The organism is Cryobacterium sp. Sr3, assembly GCF_004402835.1.
In the GTDB taxonomy this organism is placed as follows: Bacteria; Actinomycetota; Actinomycetes; order Actinomycetales; family Microbacteriaceae; genus Cryobacterium; species Cryobacterium sandaracinum.
On the sequence record NZ_SOFA01000035.1, the window covers coordinates 1 to 17105 of the forward strand.

Consider the following 17105-nt stretch of genomic DNA (forward strand, 5'->3'; position numbering starts at 1 on the left):
CGGCGGCCCCGGCCGCGGTGCGCGCGGCATTGCCGGCGGCGGTGCCGGCCTTGCGTGCGCTGCGGGCATCCCCCGCCTGGCGCTTGGCGGAGGCCAGGTCGAGGCGCAGACTGCGCATCGCCTCGCTGACTCCCGACCGCACGTCGTCGGCCAGTCGCCTCACGGAGTCGGCGACCTCGGTCTCGAGGTCGTGCAGGTCACCCTGGCGGGCCTGGAGTTCGGCGCGGCCGGCGTCGGTGATCTCGTAGACGGTCTTGCGGCCATCCGTCGATTTGGTCACGAGTCCTTCCTCTTCAAGCTTGGCCAGGCGCGGGTAGATCGTGCCGGCGCTCGGGATGTACGTTCCGCCGAAGCGGTCGCTGAGCGCCTGGATCAGTTCGTAGCCGTGCCGCGGCTGCTCGGCGAGCAGGCTGAGCAGGTAGAGGCGAAGGCTGCCGTGGGCGAAGACGGGGGTCATTCTCAGACCTCCCCGTTGGCGCGGGCGTCGCCCGGTTCGGTGTTTGTTCGTTCGCTGGCCGGGCCCGCGGACGCAGGCTCGGTGCTGCGACGCACCACCGTGATGTCGCCCGACACCGAGTTGGCCTGCAGCTCGAGCCAGCTGCCCTCGAGTGTGCCGGTGCTGGACTCGAAGCCCTTTCCAAAGGTGCCGCGAATCGTCTGGTCGTCCAGCTGCAGCGTGCCCGAGACGGTGTTCAGCCGGTAGCGCGTCGCCACATCGGCGCCGAGGCGCACGGTGAGGCTGCCGCTGATCGTGTTCGTGTTGATGGAATCGGGCGTGCCCTCGATGTCGAGGAAAACCTCGCTGTTAACCCCGTCGAGACTGAAGCGACGGATGGCCCCGCTCGCCGTGCAATCGCCGGAGACCGTGTGGGCGATGATGCTGCCCTCGAGGCCGCGCACCGACAGCTCGCCGTTCACGGCGTTGAGCTCCAGGTCCCCGGTGACGCCGTCAACCACGATGTCGCCCGACACAGTGCTCAGCCGGGCGCCGTTCGTGAGGCCCGAGATCAGGGCCTCGGCCGAGATCACGCCGAGCTTCAGGGCCACGCCGCGGGGGACCAGGATGCTGACGTCTGCCTTCGCGGTGCCGCGGAACGATGCGAAGACCTCGATGAAGTTGTCCCAGCGCAGCTGCGGGTGGTCGATCTCGAGCGTGTCGCCGTCGACCGAGATCTTGAGGTCCTTTCCGGTCACGCTGTGCACCTCGATGCGGATGCCCGGCTCGTCGTGGCCGATCACGTCGATCTTTCCGCCGATCATGCCCACCTTGAGCGCCCGAACGACCTCGGTGTCGATCACCGTGGTCTGCCCGGGGCTGACCAGCCATTTTTCCAAAGCCATGGAATTCTCCTTTTCGGGGCGGCGTCCGCGCAACGGATGCTCACCACCTGTTCACGATATATCGCGTCTTGTTGAGATTCACGATATATCGCGAGTGGCGAGCGGACAAGCGCCGGCGGGAACTCTCAGCCGGGGTTCAGCTCTCGGTTCAGCTCTCGGTTCAGCTTTCGGTTCAGGCTTCGATTCAGGCTTCCGTACGGCGGTCAACTCTCCGGCTCGATGGTCAGGCCGAGGCGGGCGGCGCGCTCGGCCGATTCGATCGATTCGACCGGGGCGGCTCGCACGGTCAGCAGCGGGATCGGGGCTTTGTTGGCGATCTCCCGCGCCACGCTGCCAAGGAAACGCGAGCGGCGCTGCCGGTGGGAGCCGAGCGCGAAGAGGTCGTAGGCGCCGGAGCCCGCCCGGCGCAGGATCTGCTCGGTGGCGCCCCCTGTGGCCCGGGTGCTGAACGGGTGCACCGCAAGGTCGGCCAGCTGACCGACGGCGGCGGATTGGATGCCGGCGGCGATGCGGTCGAGCCTGTCGGGGGAAACGTCGCGCGCGACGTCGTAGTCGAGCACCGTCAGCAGCGTCACGGTCTGCAGCCTCGCCCCAAGGAGCAGCACGACCGTGACGGCGGCGTGGTCCGCGGCCTCGGAACCGTCGATGCAGACGAGCACCCGCACGTCTCCCTCGAGGGATTCCCCGGGAATCACGGCCGCCTCGGCCAATTCCTCCCGCTCGAGGTAGACGGCCAGGCCGGCCAGCGCGATGGCGAAGGGGCCGGCAGCCAGACCGAGAACCACCCAGATCGGGGCGTCGTGGCCGCGGCGGATCATCACGAACGCCGACGCAAGTCCCACCAGGACCCAGCCGACCGCCACCAGAAGCGGTGTCACCCAGACGCCTTCTGCCCACATGCCCTCAGCATTGGCGGCCCGCGCCGAACTTGCAAGGGCGCGAGGTCCGGCGGCCGGGGCATCCGTCGACCGGCTCGCCGCCTGAGCGCCGCCTGAGCTTCAGTACAGGAAGATCGGCAGCCAGTCGCGGGTGTGGGCGTGCACGATCACGAGGAAGACGACCGCGTCGAAGAGCAGGTGCACGATCACCACGTAGGTCAGTGATTTGGTGAGCGCGAAGGTGTAGCCCTGCAACAGCGCGAAGGGGAACGTCATCAGCGGCCCCCAGCTCTGGTAGCCCAGTTCCCACAGGAACGAGGTGAAGATCACGGCCTGCAGGAGATTGGCCTGCCAGTCGGGGAAATGACGCCTGAGCAGGGCGAACGCCGTGCAGATAAAGAAGAGTTCGTCCCAGATGCCGACGAAGCCGACGCCCACGAACAGGCGGGCGATCTCGTCGGGGGCGGTCACGGCCGGCCAGTTCTGGTAGGCGCCGGAACGGATGAAATAGGTCGGCAGAATCAGATAGCCCAGCAGCAGCACAAGCGGCAGGTACCAGCGTTCCAGGGAGGTCCAGCGCTGGCCGGTGCGGATCGGGAACCGGATCGCGTGGTCGCCGAACGCGTAGCGGGAGAGCAGGTAGGGCACGAGCACGGCGACGGTCAGCACGGTCCCCATCAGCGCCATATTCGGGTAGCTGATGTCGGCCTCGACCGAGATGGTGCTGATGATCAGCAGCCCGATCGCGATCAGGAGCAGATCCTTGAACAGGGCCCGGTCGATGGCGAAGGCGAGCCCGATGGCCGCGGCGAGTAGCGCGTAGCCGGGCAGCGGCTCGCGCGCCCCGAACAGCAGCACGGCGGAGGCGGAGAGCAGCGCGGCGGGGACGAGTCCCCGGGAGGCGCGCGGGCGCATCCGTTCGCTCGACGTTGCCGGTCCGGCGCCGCTGCCGGCGCTCGTGCCGCTCGTGAGTGGGCTGCCCGTGCCCCCACTCGTGCCCGCTGCCCGTTTCGCTGACCCTGCCGCGCCATCGCCCATGAGATATGGTACCCAACCCGGGCGGGGAACGGCCGGTGCGTCTCGCCTCGCGACCGGGCATCGAGGCCCGGCGATGAACCAATTCGACGGAGATTTTGGGAGCAAGGAAGGTTTTCCAGGGTTTAAGGACCGATTCGGACGAAATCTCCGTCGAATTCGTTCGGGGGGTGCGGGCGGAACGTGTCGCCGGCTGCCCGGCCGGCTACCTCGCCGGCTACCTCGCCGGCTACCCGGTCGCGAGATCGGGTGAATCGTCGCCGTGCAGCCCTGAAACCGACGTTTCACCCGCTTTCGCGGTCTGCGGCGCCGCTAGGTTGAGGGTGTGCATTCAGAGAGCGAACCGGTGGGCGTGGTGCAGAGGCTCATCGGCATCGATTCCGTCAACTCCGACCTGGTGCCGGAGGCTGCAGGCGAACGGATGATTGCAGCTTGGTGCGCAGACTGGCTCACCGCGCGGGGGTTCGAGGTGCACCGCCTCGAGGAGCATCCCGGGCGGCCTACGATCGTCGGCATCCGGCGCGGCACCGGGGGAGGGCGCTCCCTGATGCTCAACGGGCACCTCGACACCGTCGGCGTCGGCGGTTACGCCGGGGATCCGTTCGCGGGCGAGCTCCGGGACGGTCGCGTCATCGGCCGGGGAGCCTTCGATATGAAGGGCGGCGTCGCGGCGATCCTGGTCGCGGCGGCGCGGGCGACGGGAGTCGGGGGAACCGGGGCCCATGCGGCCGGGCCGGCCGGGGCATCCGTTCTCGCCGGAGACGTCATCGTCACCCTCGTGGCGGACGAGGAGTTCGGCAGCCTCGGCACCATGGAGGTGCTGCGCAGCTTCCGCGCCGACGCGGCGATCGTCGCCGAGCCGAGCGAGCTGTGCCTCACGCTCGCCCATCGCGGTTTCGCCTGGTTCGAGGTGGAGCTCACCGGGCTCGCCGCCCACGGATCCCAGCCGGAGCGCGGCATCGACGCCATCGTGCACGCCGGGCTGGTGCTGCGCGCCCTCGATGAGCTCCGGGCCGACATCGAGGCGGCGCCGGCGCATCCGCTGCTCGGCCACGGGACCGTGCGCGTGTCGACCATCGCCGGGGGTTCGGATGCCGCCACCGTCGCCGCCGCCTGCACGCTCACGATCGAGCGGCGCATGTTGCCCGGCCAGAGCCCCGACCGGGTCGAGGCCGAGCTCCGAGCGCTGCTGGAGCGGGTCGCCGACGTCGTCGCCGGGTTCCGCTTCCGGCTGACGCGGCTCGTGGCGCGTGCGGCGTTCGAGGCCGATCCGGAGTGGCCGATCGTGCGTCTGGTGACCGAACGGGCGACGGAGGTGCTCGGACGCCGGCCGGATGTCCGCGGCGAGCCGTTCTGGACCGACGCCGGGCTGCTGCACGAGGCCGGCATCCCCTGCCTCGTCGTGGGCGTGGACGGTGGCGGAGCGCACGCCGACGCGGAGTGGGCGGACGCGGCATCCGTCGACGCGCTCACCGAGATTCTGACCCGCACGATCGCCGATTTCTGCGGGTAGTCCGCGCGCCCGGCGATCCCGCCCGAACCCTGCCTCGGCCCCATCGTTGTCCCTGCCCCGCTGCACCCCGCCGGCCGGGGGAGTCCATGTGGGCCTCATGGTTGTGCTGATTGTTGAACAATATGTAGGCTGGCTCGACATCAGTGACCGCCGGTGCTGACCTTCCGAGAAGTGAGCGCCCCATGGTTTTCAACGTCGTCCGCGCCAGGATTCGAGCGAAAACCGCAGGCGTGAAGAAGAAGCTGCGCGGCCCGCGCCGGGCGCAGCGTAGCGCGCTCCTCGGAGCCATGTTCCTGATGGCGACCAGCGCCGTCGGACCCGGCTTCATCGTGCAGACCACAAGCTTCACGGTGCAGCTCGGCGCAGCCTTCGCCTTCGCCATCCTGGTCTCGATCCTGGTCGACATCGCGGTGCAGCTGAACGTCTGGCGGGTAATCGGCGTCAGCGGTAAGCGAGCGCAGGAACTGGCCAACACCGTGCTGCCCGGCGCCGGCTGGTTCCTGGCCGCGCTGATCTGCCTCGGCGGGCTCGTGTTCAACATCGGCAACATCGCCGGTTCCGGCCTGGGTGTCAACGTGCTCTTCGGCCTGGACGCCAAGCTCGGCGGCATCCTCTCGGCGGCCGTCGCGATCGCGATCTTCCTCAGCAAACGGGCCGGGCTCGCGCTGGACAAGGTCGTCGTCGTACTCGGGGCCGTGATGATCGTGCTGATCGCCTACGTGGCGATCGTGTCGAATCCGCCCCTCGGCCTCGCGGTCAAGAACGCGGTGCTGCCCGACGACATCGACGTCCTCATCATCACCACCCTGATCGGCGGCACGATCGGCGGCTACATCACCTACGCCGGCGCGCACCGGATGATTGACGCCGGCGTGACCGGACGGGCCCAGATCACCGAGATCACCCGCAGTTCGGTGCTGGGCATCATCATCACCGGCGTGATCCGGGTGCTCCTGTTCCTCGCCATCCTCGGCGTGGTCGCCGGGGGCGTGGACCTGACCAGCGACAATCAACCCGCGGAGGCCTTCCAGGCCGCAGCCGGCGAGATCGGGTTCAAACTTTTCGGCATCGTGCTCTGGGCCGCGGCCATCACCTCGGTGATCGGGGCGGCGTACACCTCGATCTCGTTCGTGACCACTTCACAGACCTCGCCCCGCACCCGCAGCATCGCCACCGTCGTCTTCATCGCCGTGTCAACGTTGGTCTACACGCTGCTCGGCCAGGCCCCGGCCACGCTTCTGATCATGGCCGGCGCGGTCAACGGGCTGATCCTCCCGTTCGGCTTCGCTGTCATCCTCTGGGTGGCCTGGCGCCGCCGCGACCTGCTCGGCGGCTACGTCTACCCGAAGTGGCTGCTGGGCATCGGCGTGCTGGCCTGGCTGCTGACGCTGTTCCTCGGCTATCAGTCCCTCGGCGGACTCGCGACGCTTTGGGGCTGACGGATGTCCCCGACCCCCACCCTGCACGGCCCGCCGCGCGCCGCCGCTCCGACGGCCCCCGAAGACCCCCGAAGGCCTCCCGAAGGCCCCTTGAGACTCCCGAAGACCCCTTGAGACTCCCGACGGCCCCCGAAGGCCTCCATTTCTCGCTGCTGTCCGCCGACCCGGTGCCCCCTTTCTCCGTCGCCGACATCCACCCCGCTGCCTGCTTGATCGCCCGCCTCTGTGGCTAACTCAGGAGTTTTGTTTGCGTGGTCACCGGCTGGTGCTGGCCGCCGCACTGGTCCGCGGCTGCGGTGCGCGGCCCGGCGGGATCTCCTGAGTTAGCCACAAACCAGCGCAGCGCGGAGGAACAGCGCGGAGGCGCAGCGGAGGAACAGCGGAGGTGCAGCGGAGGAACAGCGCGGACGCGCAGCACAGCCGCACGCAGGCAGCTGAGGGGAGCGGGGCCGGGCAGCCGTGCCGGATACCGCCGGCTAGCGGACGGACTCGGCCACGATCGACAGCAGCTGGGCCTCGGCGCGCTGCAGGTAGCCGGTGAGCAGGGCCGCGGCATCCGTCGACCGGCCGGCCGCCAGCAGCTCGACGATGCGGGCGTTGTCGTCGACGTAGGGTGCGTGGAAGGTGGCCTCCTCGCCCATCGAATGGAAGACCAGGCGCATCTCGGCGAGCACCTGCGCCATCAGCAAATCGAGGCGGTCGCTGCCGGCCAGGGCCACGACGCCGGCGTGGAACTCCTGGTTGGCACCGGCCATGCCCGGGACCGATCCGGCCTCGCGGGCCTTCCGCGCGCTCGCCACGGCCTGGCGCAGTCCATCCAGCCTCGCCGGGGTGAGCTCCGCGGCCGGTGTGAAGGCCAGGGCACCCGGCTCGAGGTAGCGCCGCACCCGGTAGATCTCCCGAATGTCGTCTGCGGTGGGCCGGGCGACGAAGACGCCCTTGTTCGGGATGCGGGTGACCACCCGTTCGGCGCTGAGCGTCGCGAAGGCCTCGCGGAGGGTGTTGCGCGAGACGCCGAGCGCGTCGCAAAGCGGCTCCTCGGGGAGCTTCGTGCCGGGCGGCAGGTGGCCGGCCGCGATCCGCTCGCGAAGCACCCCCGACACCCACTGGCCGGTCTCGGCGTGACGCGCCGACGCGGTGCGGTGACGCAGGTCGGCGAGGGTCTCGGCGAGGGTCATGGTGCCCACGATACCGCCCGGTCGGAGCGGCGGCCCGAGGACGGGCGGGGTGTTCCGGCGGTTCCGGCGGGCAGCCGGAACCGGGCGACGGATACGCTCAGTCCCCGATCGAGGCGACCGCGCTGTCCACCGCCACCGTGTCGCCGGGATGAACCAGCTGCTCCCGCAGGATTCCGCTGCGGTGCGCCACCACGATCGACTCCATCTTCATGGCCTCGAGTACGAGCACCGGGTCGCCTGCGGCCACGAGCGCACCGGATGGGGCCATCCACTTCACGACCGAGCCGCCCATGCTGGCCCGGAGGGTGGCCGGGTCTGCGGCGGGGGCCGAGTGGCCACCGGTGGGACGGCCGTCGGCAGCGGTGACAGCGGCCGCACCGGCCGCGCCGCCCAGCCCGCGAAGGAGACTGTCGAGGAGGGCGGCAGGCAGGCCGAGCGCCATCCGTCGCCCGTCGACCTCGATGGTGATGGTGTGGCGGGCGGCCTCCGGCGGCACGGGATTGAACTGGGGGTCGCTGGGCAGTTCTTCGGAGAAGTCGGCCTGGATCCAGCCGGTGTGCACGTCGAGGTGGTCGGGCGCGGTGAATGCCGTCGAAGTGACCACGGCACGGTGGAACGGCAGCACGGTGGGCAGGCCGGTGATCTCGAACTCGGCAAGGGCTCGGCGGGCGCGGCGCAGGGCCTGCTGCCGGTCGGCGCCGGTGACGATCAGCTTGGCGAGCAGGGAGTCGAACCGGTCCGGCACGATGCCGCCTGCCCTGACCCCGGAATCGACCCGGATGCCCGGCCCGGTCGGCACGGTAAAGGTCGCCACGGTCCCGGGGCACGGCAGGAACCCGCGCCCCACGTCTTCGGCGTTGATTCGGAACTCGAACGAGTGCCCCCGCGGTTCGGGGTCGGTGAAGATGGGAACGGGCCCGCCGGCTGCGATCTGCAGCTGCGCCAGTACCAGGTCGATGCCGCTGGTCTCCTCGGTGATCGGATGCTCGACCTGCAGCCGGGTGTTCACCTCGAGGAACGAGATGGTGCCGTCCTGCGCGAGCAGGTACTCCACGGTGCCCGCGCCGGTGTAGCCGGCGGCCCGGCAGATGGCCTTGGCCGAGGAATAGATCTGGTTTTTCTGCGCAGGGGTGAGGAACGGCGCGGGCGCCTCTTCGACGAGCTTCTGGTTGCGGCGCTGCAGCGAGCAGTCGCGGGTGCCCACGACGATCACGTTGCCGTGGGTGTCGGCGAGGATCTGCGCCTCCACGTGGCGGGGTTTGTGCAGGAACCTCTCGACGAAGCACTCGCCGCGGCCGAAGGCGGCCGTCGACTCGCGCACGGCCGAATCAAAGGACTCCTCGATCGCATCCATGTCCCAGACGACCTTGAGGCCGCGGCCGCCGCCGCCGAACGCCGCCTTGATGGCCACCGGCAGGCCGTGCTCCATGGCGAAGGCGCGCACCTCGGCGGCGGTCTCCACGGTGCCCTCGGACCCGGCGACCAGGGGAGCTCCCACCCGGATGGCGATCTCACGGGCGGAGACTTTGTTGCCCAGCACCCGGATCGCGGCGGGCGTCGGACCGATCCAGAGGAGTCCCGCGTCAATCACGGCCTGAGCAAAATCGGCGTTCTCCGAGAGGAAGCCGTAGCCCGGGTGCACGGCGTCGGCGCCGGAATTCTGGGCGATGCGCAGCAGCTTGGCCACGTTGAGGTAGCTGTCGGTCGGGCTGTCGCCGCCAAGTGCCCAGGCCTCCGTGGCGGCCGAGACGTGCAGGCCGTCGGCGTCGACGTCCGCGTAGACGGCCACGGAGTCAAGGCCCGCGTCGTCGCAGGCGCGAGCGATGCGCACGGCGATCTCGCCGCGGTTGGCGATCAGAACTTTCTGCATGGTTCAGCTCTCATTCGGGGCGTGTGTTCGGGGGGTGTTTGGGGCACGCGCGGGGGCTGCGCCGCTCCGCGCGTGGCGTGCCGGCAGCGCAGCGGCGCAGCAACCGCGTAGCGCGTGAGGGCGGGTATCAGGGGGAGGCGGGGACGGGCTCGGCTGGAAGGGGCTCGGCAGGCACGGGCGTGAAACGGATGCGCGCACCCGTCGGCAACTGTGCCGCGAGGTCGAGGTCCTCGGTGAGCACGACGCCGATCACGGGGTAGCCGCCGGTGACCGGGTGGTCCGCGAGGAACAAAACCGGCAAGCCCGACGGCGGCACCTGGATGGCCCCGCGGGCCGTACCCTCGCTGGCCAGCTCGCCCGGCCGCGACCGGGCGAGCGGCTCACCGGCCAGCCGCAGGCCGATCCGGTTCGACTGATGGGTGACGGTCCACTCCGCGTCGCCGAACCGGTCGACGGATGCCGGCTCGAACCAGTCCGCGCGGGGTCCCGGCACGAAGCGCAGCACGGTGACCTCGGCCGGGGCCGGCGGCGGGGTCTCGGGGTGGTGCACGGCGCTGCCGGGGGCGGGCGGCAGCATCCGGAGCACGGTGCCCGAGGTCAGCGGGGCCGGACCGATGCCGCTGAGGGTGTCGGTGGACCGGCTGCCGAGCACCGGGTCCACGTCGATGCCGCCGCGAAAGGCCAGGTAGCTGCGCACGCCCGAGCGGGGGGCTCCGAGCGACAGGGTCTGCCCGGCGAAAAGGGAGACGGCGGAATCCATCGGCAGCTCGCGGTGGCGGCCGACGGCATCCGTCACCGTGAGCGGCAGAACGGCACCGGTGACGGCGAGCACCTGGTCTGCCAGCGCGGTCAGGGACAGGCCGCCGAGGGCGTTCTCGAGCACGGCGGCCGTGGCGGGATTTCCAACGACCCGGTTGGCGCGCCGCAGGGCGCCACGGTCGAGTGCGCCGGACGCGGTCACGCCCTGGTCGGCGTAGCCGGGGCGGCCGAGGTCCTGCACGGTCGTCTGCGCGCCGGGGGAGAGCACGCGGATGCCGGTGGCGGGGGTGGGGGCCGCGGTTGCCGCGACATCGGGAGTGGCCGCCGCTGCCGGAGTCCCAACCGCGACTGCGGTCTCCGGGACGAGGACCCCCGCGGCGGCGACCTGCTCGCGCACCGCGCGGAACCGCACCCGGTCACCCGGGCGGATCAGGGCCGGCTGCGAACGCTTCAGGTCCCAGAGCAGGGCGTCCGTGCGGCCGAGCAGCTGCCAGCCGCCGGGGGAGGCGCGGGGGTAGACGGCGGAGTAGTCGCCGGCCACGGCCACGGAGCCGGTGGGCACCGAGCTGCGCGGCGAGCTGCGCCGGGGCACGGTCAGCACGGCGCTCGCGCCGGTGAGGTAGAGGAAGCCGGGGGCGAAGCCGCCGAACGCGGCGGTCCAGTCCTGGCCGGTGTGCGCGGCGATGACGCCCTCGCTGCTGAGGCCGGTGTGCGCGGCGACGTCGGCGAGGTCTTCCCCGTCGTAGACGGTGTCGATCCGCACGAGCGCGGCGTTTGCGGGGGCGGCCGGCAGCACCTGCAGCTGCCGCAGGGCGTCGGCGAATCCCCGTGCGGCGGAGGCGGAGACGCCGGTGATCAGCACGGTTTCCGCGGCGGCGAGCACGTCGAGCTGCCCGGCCAACGGATGCCGCTGCAGGTGTGCCTGCAGGTCGAGCACGTCGGCCAGGCTGGGCAGTCCGACCAGCACGGCGCGGTCGCCGACGGCTCGGATGATGCGAACGGGATCGGACACGGGGCTAGACGAAGCTTCGAATGCGGATTCCGGCATCCTGCAGCGCGGAGCGCACCGCACCGACCAGCGCGACCGCGCCGGGGGTGTCGCCGTGCAGGCAGATGCTTTCGGCCGTCACCGTGAGGAGGCTGCCGTCGACCGTGCGCACCTGGCGGTCACCGGCCAGGCGGAGCGCCTGCTCGGTGACAGCGTCGGGGTGCAGCAGCACGGCGCCGGGCCGGGACCGCGAGACCAAAGAGCCGTCGGAGTTGTAGGCGCGGTCGGCGAAAGCCTCCACGACCGTGCGGAGCCCCGCCGCGTCGGCGAGGCGCTGGATCTCGGAATCGGGCAGCACCATCACGGGCAGGCTCGGGTCGACGGCGCGGATCGCGTCGACGACGGCCTGCGCCTGCACCTCGTCGTGCGCGATGGTGTTGTAGAGGGCGCCGTGCGGTTTGACGTAGCTGACCCGGGTTCCGGCGACCGCGGCCAGGGCCTGCAGCGCGCCGATCTGGTAGATCACCTCGTCGGTGAGGTGACCGGGCTCCATGTCGATGAACCGGCGGCCGAAGCCGGCCAGGTCCCGGTAGCCCGGGTGCGCGCCGACCGTCACGCCGGCTGCGGCGGCGGCGGTGCAGGTGGCGCGGATCGTGCTCGGATCCCCGGCGTGGAAGGCGCAGGCCACGTTCACGCTGGAGACGGAGGAGATGATCGCTGCGTCGTCGCCGAAGGACCAGTTGCCGAAGGATTCCCCGACATCACTGTTTAGATCGATGCTGTCTGAATCGATGCTGGACATCCGGGTCTCCGTCCGTGGAAGTTTGGTTAAGGATGCACCACTTCCGCAGATTGTTCAACAATGTATTGGCGGGCGGAAGCCCGATTCGGCGCCGGAGTCAGTTCGCGGGGCTGTCGATCGAGGGCTCGGAGGGCGGCACGGAACCCTCGAGGGTCTCCTCGAGCCGGGCGTCGTCGTTCTGGGGCAGGTTGATCGCGAAGAACGGGATCGTCCAGTGGCAGAGCGGGCCGACGAGCACGGCGAAGAGCACCGTGCCGATGCCCACGTTGCCGCCGAGCGCCCAGCCGATGCTGAGCACGGTCACCTCGATGCCCGTGCGCACGATCCAGATGCGCCAGCCGGTGCGCTGGTGCAGGCCCGTCATCAGCCCGTCGCGCGGGCCGGGGCCGAAATGCGCGCCGATATAGAGGCCGGTAGCGATCGCCAGCACCAGAAGCCCGGCCGCGAACAGCAGGATGCGCACCCACAAATCCTGCCCCGTCGGGATCAGCCAGAGGCCGACATCCGCCGCCGGCCCGACGAGCAGGGCGTTCAGCACGGTGCCCACGCCCGGCTTCTGGCGCAGCGGGATCCAGAGCAGCAGCACGACGCCGCTGATCAGGATGGTGACCAACCCAAAACCGAGGCCGGTGCGGCCGGATATGCCCTGGGTGAGGACGTCCCACGGGGCCACGCCGATCTCGCCGCGCACAATCAGCGCGATCCCCAAGCCGTAGAGGAAGAGGCCGATGAGGAGCTGGACGAGGCGACGGGTCATGGAAGTACATCCAATTGCACTATCGGCCCGTTATCAAGTTGCCAGGCCGACCCGGCCCGGCGTCGCGGATGCCGCCTTCCGCGCCGCCGGCGACCTGTCGGGCCGGCCGCTCGTGCGCAGACCGTGCCTAGTCGTCGAGAACGAAGGTGACTTCGATCACGACGTCGTACGAGGTGATCTCACCGTCTGTCACCTCCACCTTCTGTTCCTTGACCCAGGCGCCGGAGACCCCGCGCAGGGTCTTGCTCGCCCGGGCGATGCCGACGGCGACGGCATCCTCGAAGGATCTGTCGGACCGGATGCTGAGTGTTGTTACGCGTGCCACAGACATAATTGCTCCTTGTCGTTCGGGTTGATGGTGCGTCTTGCGGCCGAGGGTACGCCCCTCCGCCTGCCTCGGCCCGACGGATGCCCCGGGCAGGGAAGTCTGCACACCCTGCAATGAGATACTGAACGGGTGCATTTTCTCGCTGTCTTGAGCATGAAGAACCGGGCGCTGATCGCGCTGATCACCATCGTCGTCGCCGTTTTCGGCAGCCTCGCCCTGACCAGCCTCAAGCAGGAGCTGATCCCTTCCCTGCAGCTGCCGCAACTGGTGGTCTCGACGAGCTACCCGGGCGCCTCGCCCGAGGTCGTCAACGACGACGTGTCGACGCCGATCGAGACGGCGATCCAGGGCATCCCCGGGCTCGAATCCACCTCGACGACCAGCAGCACCAACGCGTCGCTGGTCAGCGCCACGTTCACCTACGGCACCGACCTGGTCAAGGCCGAATCGCGCATCAGCCAGGCCATCAACCGCATCAAGTCGACCATGCCTGAGAACCTCGACCCGCAGGTGCTCTCCGGCAGCATCGACGACTTCCCGGTGCTCTCCCTCGCCGTGTCCGGCGGCGACCGCGACACCCTCGCCGACGACCTCAAGCGCAGCGTACTGGGCGACATCCGTGATGTGCAGGGCGTGCGCGAGGCAGCCCTGGTCGGCGACGTCGGCCGCCGCGTGACCATCACGCCGGATGCCGCGAAGCTGGCCGAACGCGGCCTGACCAGCCAGGGCATCCGCAGTGCGCTGGAACAGAACGGGTCGCTGATCCCGGCCGGTTCGCTGACCGAAGACGACACCACCCTCTCGGTGCAGACCGGCTCGAAGCTCGGCGAGGCCGAGGACATCGCGGCGCTTCCGATCCTCGCCCCGGTGCCCGGCGCGGGTCTGACCACCATCGGCGACGTCGCCAACGTCGCCCTCGGCGAGAACCCGGTCGCGAGCATCTCCCGTGTCGACGGGCAGCCGGCCCTGACCATCGCGGTCACCAAGGTGCCCGCAGCGAACACGGTCGACGTGTCCGAGGCCGTGCGCGCGATCCTGCCCCGGCTGGAGGCGGCGGTCCCCGGCGCGACCTTCACGGTCGTCTTCGACCAGGCTCCGTTCATCCAGGAATCGATCGACGCGCTCACCGAAGAGGGCCTGCTCGGACTGATCTTCGCCGTTCTCGTGATCCTCGTGTTCCTGCTCTCGGTGCGGGCGACCCTGGTCACGGCGATCTCGATCCCGACCTCGGTGCTGATCACCTTCATCGGCCTGCAGGGCGTGGGCTATTCGCTGAACATCCTCACCCTCGGTGCCCTCACCATCGCGATCGGGCGCGTCGTAGACGACTCCATCGTGGTGATCGAGAACATCACCCGCAACCTGGTCGAGGGCGCCGACCGCGCCGCGACCATCGTGCGCGCGGTGCGCGAGGTGGCCGGGGCGATCACGGCATCCACCATCACCACCGTCACCGTGTTCCTGCCGATCGCGTTCGTCGGCGGCTCGACCGGGGAACTGTTCCGGCCGTTCGCGCTAACCGTCTCGATCGCCCTGCTCGCGTCGCTGCTGGTGTCTCTGACCATCGTGCCCGTGCTCGCATACTGGTTCCTGCGGCCGGCCAGGGCGGTCGCGCCCGCCCCGGTGGTTGAGCTCGTCGAAACCCCCCTGGCCCTTACTGCGGAGGTTTCGACAGGCTCGCCCATCGTCAGCGTCGAGCCCACCACCTCGCGCCGCACCCGCCACAACGGCAGCGCGGACGCCCCGCCCGAGGAGCGCCCGAGCCGCCTTCAGACCGGCTACCTCCCGGTCATCCGCTGGACCCTGAACCACGCCGTCGCGACACTCCTGGTCGCGGTGCTCGTTCTGGGCGGCACGGTGGCCCTGGTTCCCTATATGAAGATCAACTTCCTCGGCTCGACCGGGCAGACCACCTTCCAAGTCACCCAGACACTGCCGGTGGGCACCAGCCTCGCAGCTCAGGACGACGCCTCCACGGCCGCCGAGAAGTCCCTTCGCGGCACCGACGGCGTCGAAATCGTGCAGGTCTCCATCGGTGGCGGCAACGCCCTGGCCGCATTCGGCGGCGGCGTGTCGTCAAACACCGTGACCTACTCGATCACCACCGACGGGGAGGCCAACCCCGACGAGGTTCAGGATGTCGTGCGAGACCAGCTCACGGCCCTGAACGGAAGCGGAGAATTCTCGATCTCGTCCGGCGGAGGGTTCGGCGGGACATCCGATATCGCCGTGGATGTGACCGCGGCCACGAACGCCGACCTGCAGAGGGCCACCGACGCGGTGCTCGCCTCCGTGGAGGACCTCGACGCGATCAAGGAGAGCTCAAGCAATCTGGCGGCCTCACGCCCCTACATCGCGGTGACCGTCGACCGGGATGCCGCGGGTGCCGTGGGCCTGAGCGAGCTCGCCCTGGGCGCACTGGTGTCGCAGGCCATGCAGCCGAGCGTGATCGGATCCATCGTGATCGACGAGACGACCCTGTCGGTCTACCTGCAGTCCGAGGCGCCGCCGACGACGACGGCCGAGCTCGCGGCCCTGAGTATCCCGACCCTGGCCGGACCGGTTGCCCTGGACACCCTGGCCACGGTCGAGCAGGTCGAGGGTCCGTCCACCCTCACCACGACGAAGGGGCTGCGCACGGCGACCGTGTCCGCCACCCCCAGTATCGACGACCTGGGTGCGGCCAACGCGCAGATGACGGCAGCCCTGGCCGACACCGCTTTGCCGGAGGGCGCGACGGCGACCCTCGGCGGGGTCACCGCCGACCAGACCGAGGCGTTCGCGCAGCTCGGGCTCGCGCTGCTGATCGCCATCCTGATCGTCTACATCGTGATGGTGGCGACCTTCCGGTCGCTGCTGCAGCCACTGCTGCTGCTGGTGTCGGTGCCGTTCGCGGCGACCGGCGCGATCGCCCTGCAGGTGATCACCGGCATCCCGCTGGGTGTGCCCTCGCTGATCGGCGTGCTGATGCTGATCGGCATCGTCGTGACCAACGCCATCGTGCTGATCGACCTGGTCAACCAGTACCGGCGTCGCGGGCAGTCGGTGCGGGAGGCGCTGGTCAACGGTGCGTCCCGTCGTCTGCGCCCGATCCTGATGACCGCGCTCGCCACGATATTCGCGCTGCTGCCGATGGCGGTCGGCCTCACCGGAACGGGTGGTTTCATCTCGCAGCCGCTGGCCCTCGTTGTCATCGGCGGGCTGGTCTCCTCGACCGTGCTGACCCTGGTGGTGCTGCCCGTGCTGTACTTCCTGGTCGAGGGCGGCCGGGAGCGCCGGGCCGAGCGGCGCGAGCTGCGCGCATCCGCCGGCGCCATCTCCGACGTGTCCCGTGCCTGACTTGTGCACAGTGTGAGCCGCGCGGCGAACGGCCGTATGTTTCCGCGCATCCGCCGGGCCGAGCGGCGCGCATTCGCCGGGGTTATGCACGCAACGCTGCGGCTAACTCAGGAAAACCTGTGTCGGCTGCAGCCCCTGCCCCCGGAATCAGGCAACGGATGCCGCGGCCTGCCCCGGATCTCCTGAGTTGGCCACCGTGCGGCCGAAGCCGGCCCGGCTCTAGAAGCTGACCGGGGCCGGGGCCAGCGGGCCGGTGCGCACGAGCACGGTGCTGTCGTCGTCACAGCCCTCGATCGGGTTCGGCGTGGCCACCCGGCTCGCGGTGTCCCAGCCGGGCAGCGTCACGTCGAGGGCGCCGACCGCCACGAGGGGACAGCCGTACGCGCCGGCTTGGCCGAGGTGCAGCAGGCTGTACGCGGATGTCCCGGGCGCCAACGCGAGGACCGCCACCGGGTACCAGCGTCCCGGCTCGGTGTCGGAAGCGGACCCGACCGGCACATTCGGGGCCGCGCCGACCAGAGTCGTCACCGGGTAGCCCTCGACCGTGCACGCCGCCGGGCCGGTGTTCGTGAGGCGCAGGTCCCAGTAGAAGTTGCCCATGCCGCTGTCCTGAGGCCTCGACTGCAGCGACAGCGCCAGTTGGTTCGGACCGCAGGTGCCGGCGGAGGCCGAATCGGCGGGAGCGGGTGTCGAGGACTGCGTGGCTGGGGAGGTCGGGGTCGAAGCTGCCGTCGGGGTCGAACCGGGCGGCGAGACATCGCCGGTCGGGGGTGAACCCGGCCCCGCGCATCCGGCCAGCACCAACGCCGCCGCGCACCCCAGTCCAACTGCCATTGACCGCCCTCGACCCCGCATCACCGTCATAGCCCCAGTTTCAC

The 17105-nt window shown here is 70.2% G+C and carries 14 protein-coding genes; 3 read left to right on the forward strand and 11 right to left on the reverse strand.

The genetic code is table 11. The features are described 5' to 3' along the window. The 4 genes from E3N94_RS10060 to E3N94_RS10075 all read right to left on the reverse strand — a co-directional run. Positions 1-457 (reverse strand): PadR family transcriptional regulator (locus tag E3N94_RS10060; protein ID WP_134570176.1); only part of this gene is annotated, 457 nt, incomplete at its 3' end. A 2-nt stretch (positions 458-459) separates the two neighbouring features. After that, a complete protein-coding gene (locus tag E3N94_RS10065) occupies positions 460-1341 on the reverse strand; it encodes a DUF4097 family beta strand repeat-containing protein (protein ID WP_166785911.1) in 882 nt (293 codons plus the stop codon). 203 nt (positions 1342-1544) lie between these two features. Further along, complete coding sequence (locus tag E3N94_RS10070; RefSeq protein WP_166784999.1) at positions 1545-2219, reverse strand: universal stress protein; 675 nt, start codon at positions 2217-2219, stop codon at positions 1545-1547. Positions 2220-2339: 120 nt separating this feature from the next. Beyond that, the gene (locus E3N94_RS10075) at positions 2340-3134 is read right to left on the reverse strand and encodes a CPBP family intramembrane glutamic endopeptidase (protein WP_134570193.1); all 795 of its coding nucleotides are present in this window, start codon (positions 3132-3134) and stop codon (positions 2340-2342) included. A 445-nt stretch (positions 3135-3579) separates the two neighbouring features. Here E3N94_RS10075 and E3N94_RS10080 point away from each other — a divergent pair, with 445 nt between their 5' ends. Beyond that, entirely contained in the window at positions 3580-4767 is a 1188-nt protein-coding gene (locus E3N94_RS10080) for a M20/M25/M40 family metallo-hydrolase (protein WP_241987104.1), read from the forward strand. Between the two features lie 182 nt (positions 4768-4949). Next, the gene (locus tag E3N94_RS10085) at positions 4950-6206 is read left to right on the forward strand and encodes an NRAMP family divalent metal transporter (protein ID WP_241987105.1); all 1257 of its coding nucleotides are present in this window, start codon (positions 4950-4952) and stop codon (positions 6204-6206) included. 476 nt (positions 6207-6682) lie between these two features. Here E3N94_RS10085 and E3N94_RS10090 read toward each other — a convergent pair whose 3' ends face one another. The 6 genes from E3N94_RS10090 to E3N94_RS10115 all read right to left on the reverse strand — a co-directional run bounded on the left by E3N94_RS10090 (position 6683) and on the right by E3N94_RS10115 (position 12891). Next, positions 6683-7384: a GntR family transcriptional regulator gene (locus tag E3N94_RS10090; protein ID WP_134419736.1), complete on the reverse strand. Its 702-nt coding sequence runs from the start codon at positions 7382-7384 to the stop codon at positions 6683-6685. 97 nt (positions 7385-7481) lie between these two features. Beyond that, the gene (locus E3N94_RS10095) at positions 7482-9254 is read right to left on the reverse strand and encodes a biotin carboxylase N-terminal domain-containing protein (RefSeq protein ID WP_134570177.1); all 1773 of its coding nucleotides are present in this window, start codon (positions 9252-9254) and stop codon (positions 7482-7484) included. A gap of 127 nt (positions 9255-9381) precedes the next feature. After that, the gene (locus tag E3N94_RS10100; protein WP_347232372.1) at positions 9382-11025 is read right to left on the reverse strand and encodes a 5-oxoprolinase/urea amidolyase family protein; all 1644 of its coding nucleotides are present in this window, start codon (positions 11023-11025) and stop codon (positions 9382-9384) included. Positions 11026-11029: 4 nt separating this feature from the next. Continuing rightward, positions 11030-11803 (reverse strand): 5-oxoprolinase subunit PxpA, encoded by a 774-nt coding sequence (locus E3N94_RS10105; RefSeq protein ID WP_134343411.1) that lies wholly within the window; start codon positions 11801-11803, stop codon positions 11030-11032. A 97-nt stretch (positions 11804-11900) separates the two neighbouring features. Beyond that, positions 11901-12560 (reverse strand): hypothetical protein, encoded by a 660-nt coding sequence (locus E3N94_RS10110; protein ID WP_166790092.1) that lies wholly within the window; start codon positions 12558-12560, stop codon positions 11901-11903. A gap of 127 nt (positions 12561-12687) precedes the next feature. Next, complete coding sequence (locus E3N94_RS10115) at positions 12688-12891, reverse strand: dodecin family protein (RefSeq protein ID WP_104102676.1); 204 nt, start codon at positions 12889-12891, stop codon at positions 12688-12690. Between the two features lie 126 nt (positions 12892-13017). On the opposite strand from E3N94_RS10115, the gene E3N94_RS10120 reads away from it, so the two are divergent. Continuing rightward, a complete protein-coding gene (locus tag E3N94_RS10120; RefSeq protein WP_134570178.1) occupies positions 13018-16227 on the forward strand; it encodes an efflux RND transporter permease subunit in 3210 nt (1069 codons plus the stop codon). Between the two features lie 219 nt (positions 16228-16446). On the opposite strand, the gene E3N94_RS10125 is transcribed toward E3N94_RS10120, so the two are convergent. Beyond that, positions 16447-17061, reverse strand: coding sequence for a DUF4232 domain-containing protein (locus tag E3N94_RS10125; RefSeq protein WP_166790093.1), 615 nt, complete (start codon positions 17059-17061; stop codon positions 16447-16449). Between the last annotated feature and the right edge of the window lie 44 nt (positions 17062-17105).

Bases quoted from the DNA above. Each gene is read 5' to 3' on its own strand.
- E3N94_RS10065 (WP_166785911.1), bottom strand. From the start codon at position 1,341: ATGGCTTTGGAAAAATGGCTGGTCAGCCCCGGGCAGACCACGGTGATC.
- E3N94_RS10075 (WP_134570193.1), bottom strand. From the start codon at position 3,134: ATGCGCCCGCGCGCCTCCCGGGGACTCGTCCCCGCCGCGCTGCTCTCC.
- E3N94_RS10085 (WP_241987105.1), top strand. From the start codon at position 4,950: ATGGTTTTCAACGTCGTCCGCGCCAGGATTCGAGCGAAAACCGCAGGC.
- E3N94_RS10090 (WP_134419736.1), bottom strand. From the start codon at position 7,384: ATGACCCTCGCCGAGACCCTCGCCGACCTGCGTCACCGCACCGCGTCG.
- E3N94_RS10095 (WP_134570177.1), bottom strand. From the start codon at position 9,254: ATGCAGAAAGTTCTGATCGCCAACCGCGGCGAGATCGCCGTGCGCATC.
- E3N94_RS10105 (WP_134343411.1), bottom strand. From the start codon at position 11,803: ATGTCCAGCATCGATTCAGACAGCATCGATCTAAACAGTGATGTCGGG.
- E3N94_RS10110 (WP_166790092.1), bottom strand. From the start codon at position 12,560: ATGACCCGTCGCCTCGTCCAGCTCCTCATCGGCCTCTTCCTCTACGGC.
- E3N94_RS10115 (WP_104102676.1), bottom strand. From the start codon at position 12,891: ATGTCTGTGGCACGCGTAACAACACTCAGCATCCGGTCCGACAGATCC.
- E3N94_RS10125 (WP_166790093.1), bottom strand. From the start codon at position 17,061: ATGGCAGTTGGACTGGGGTGCGCGGCGGCGTTGGTGCTGGCCGGATGC.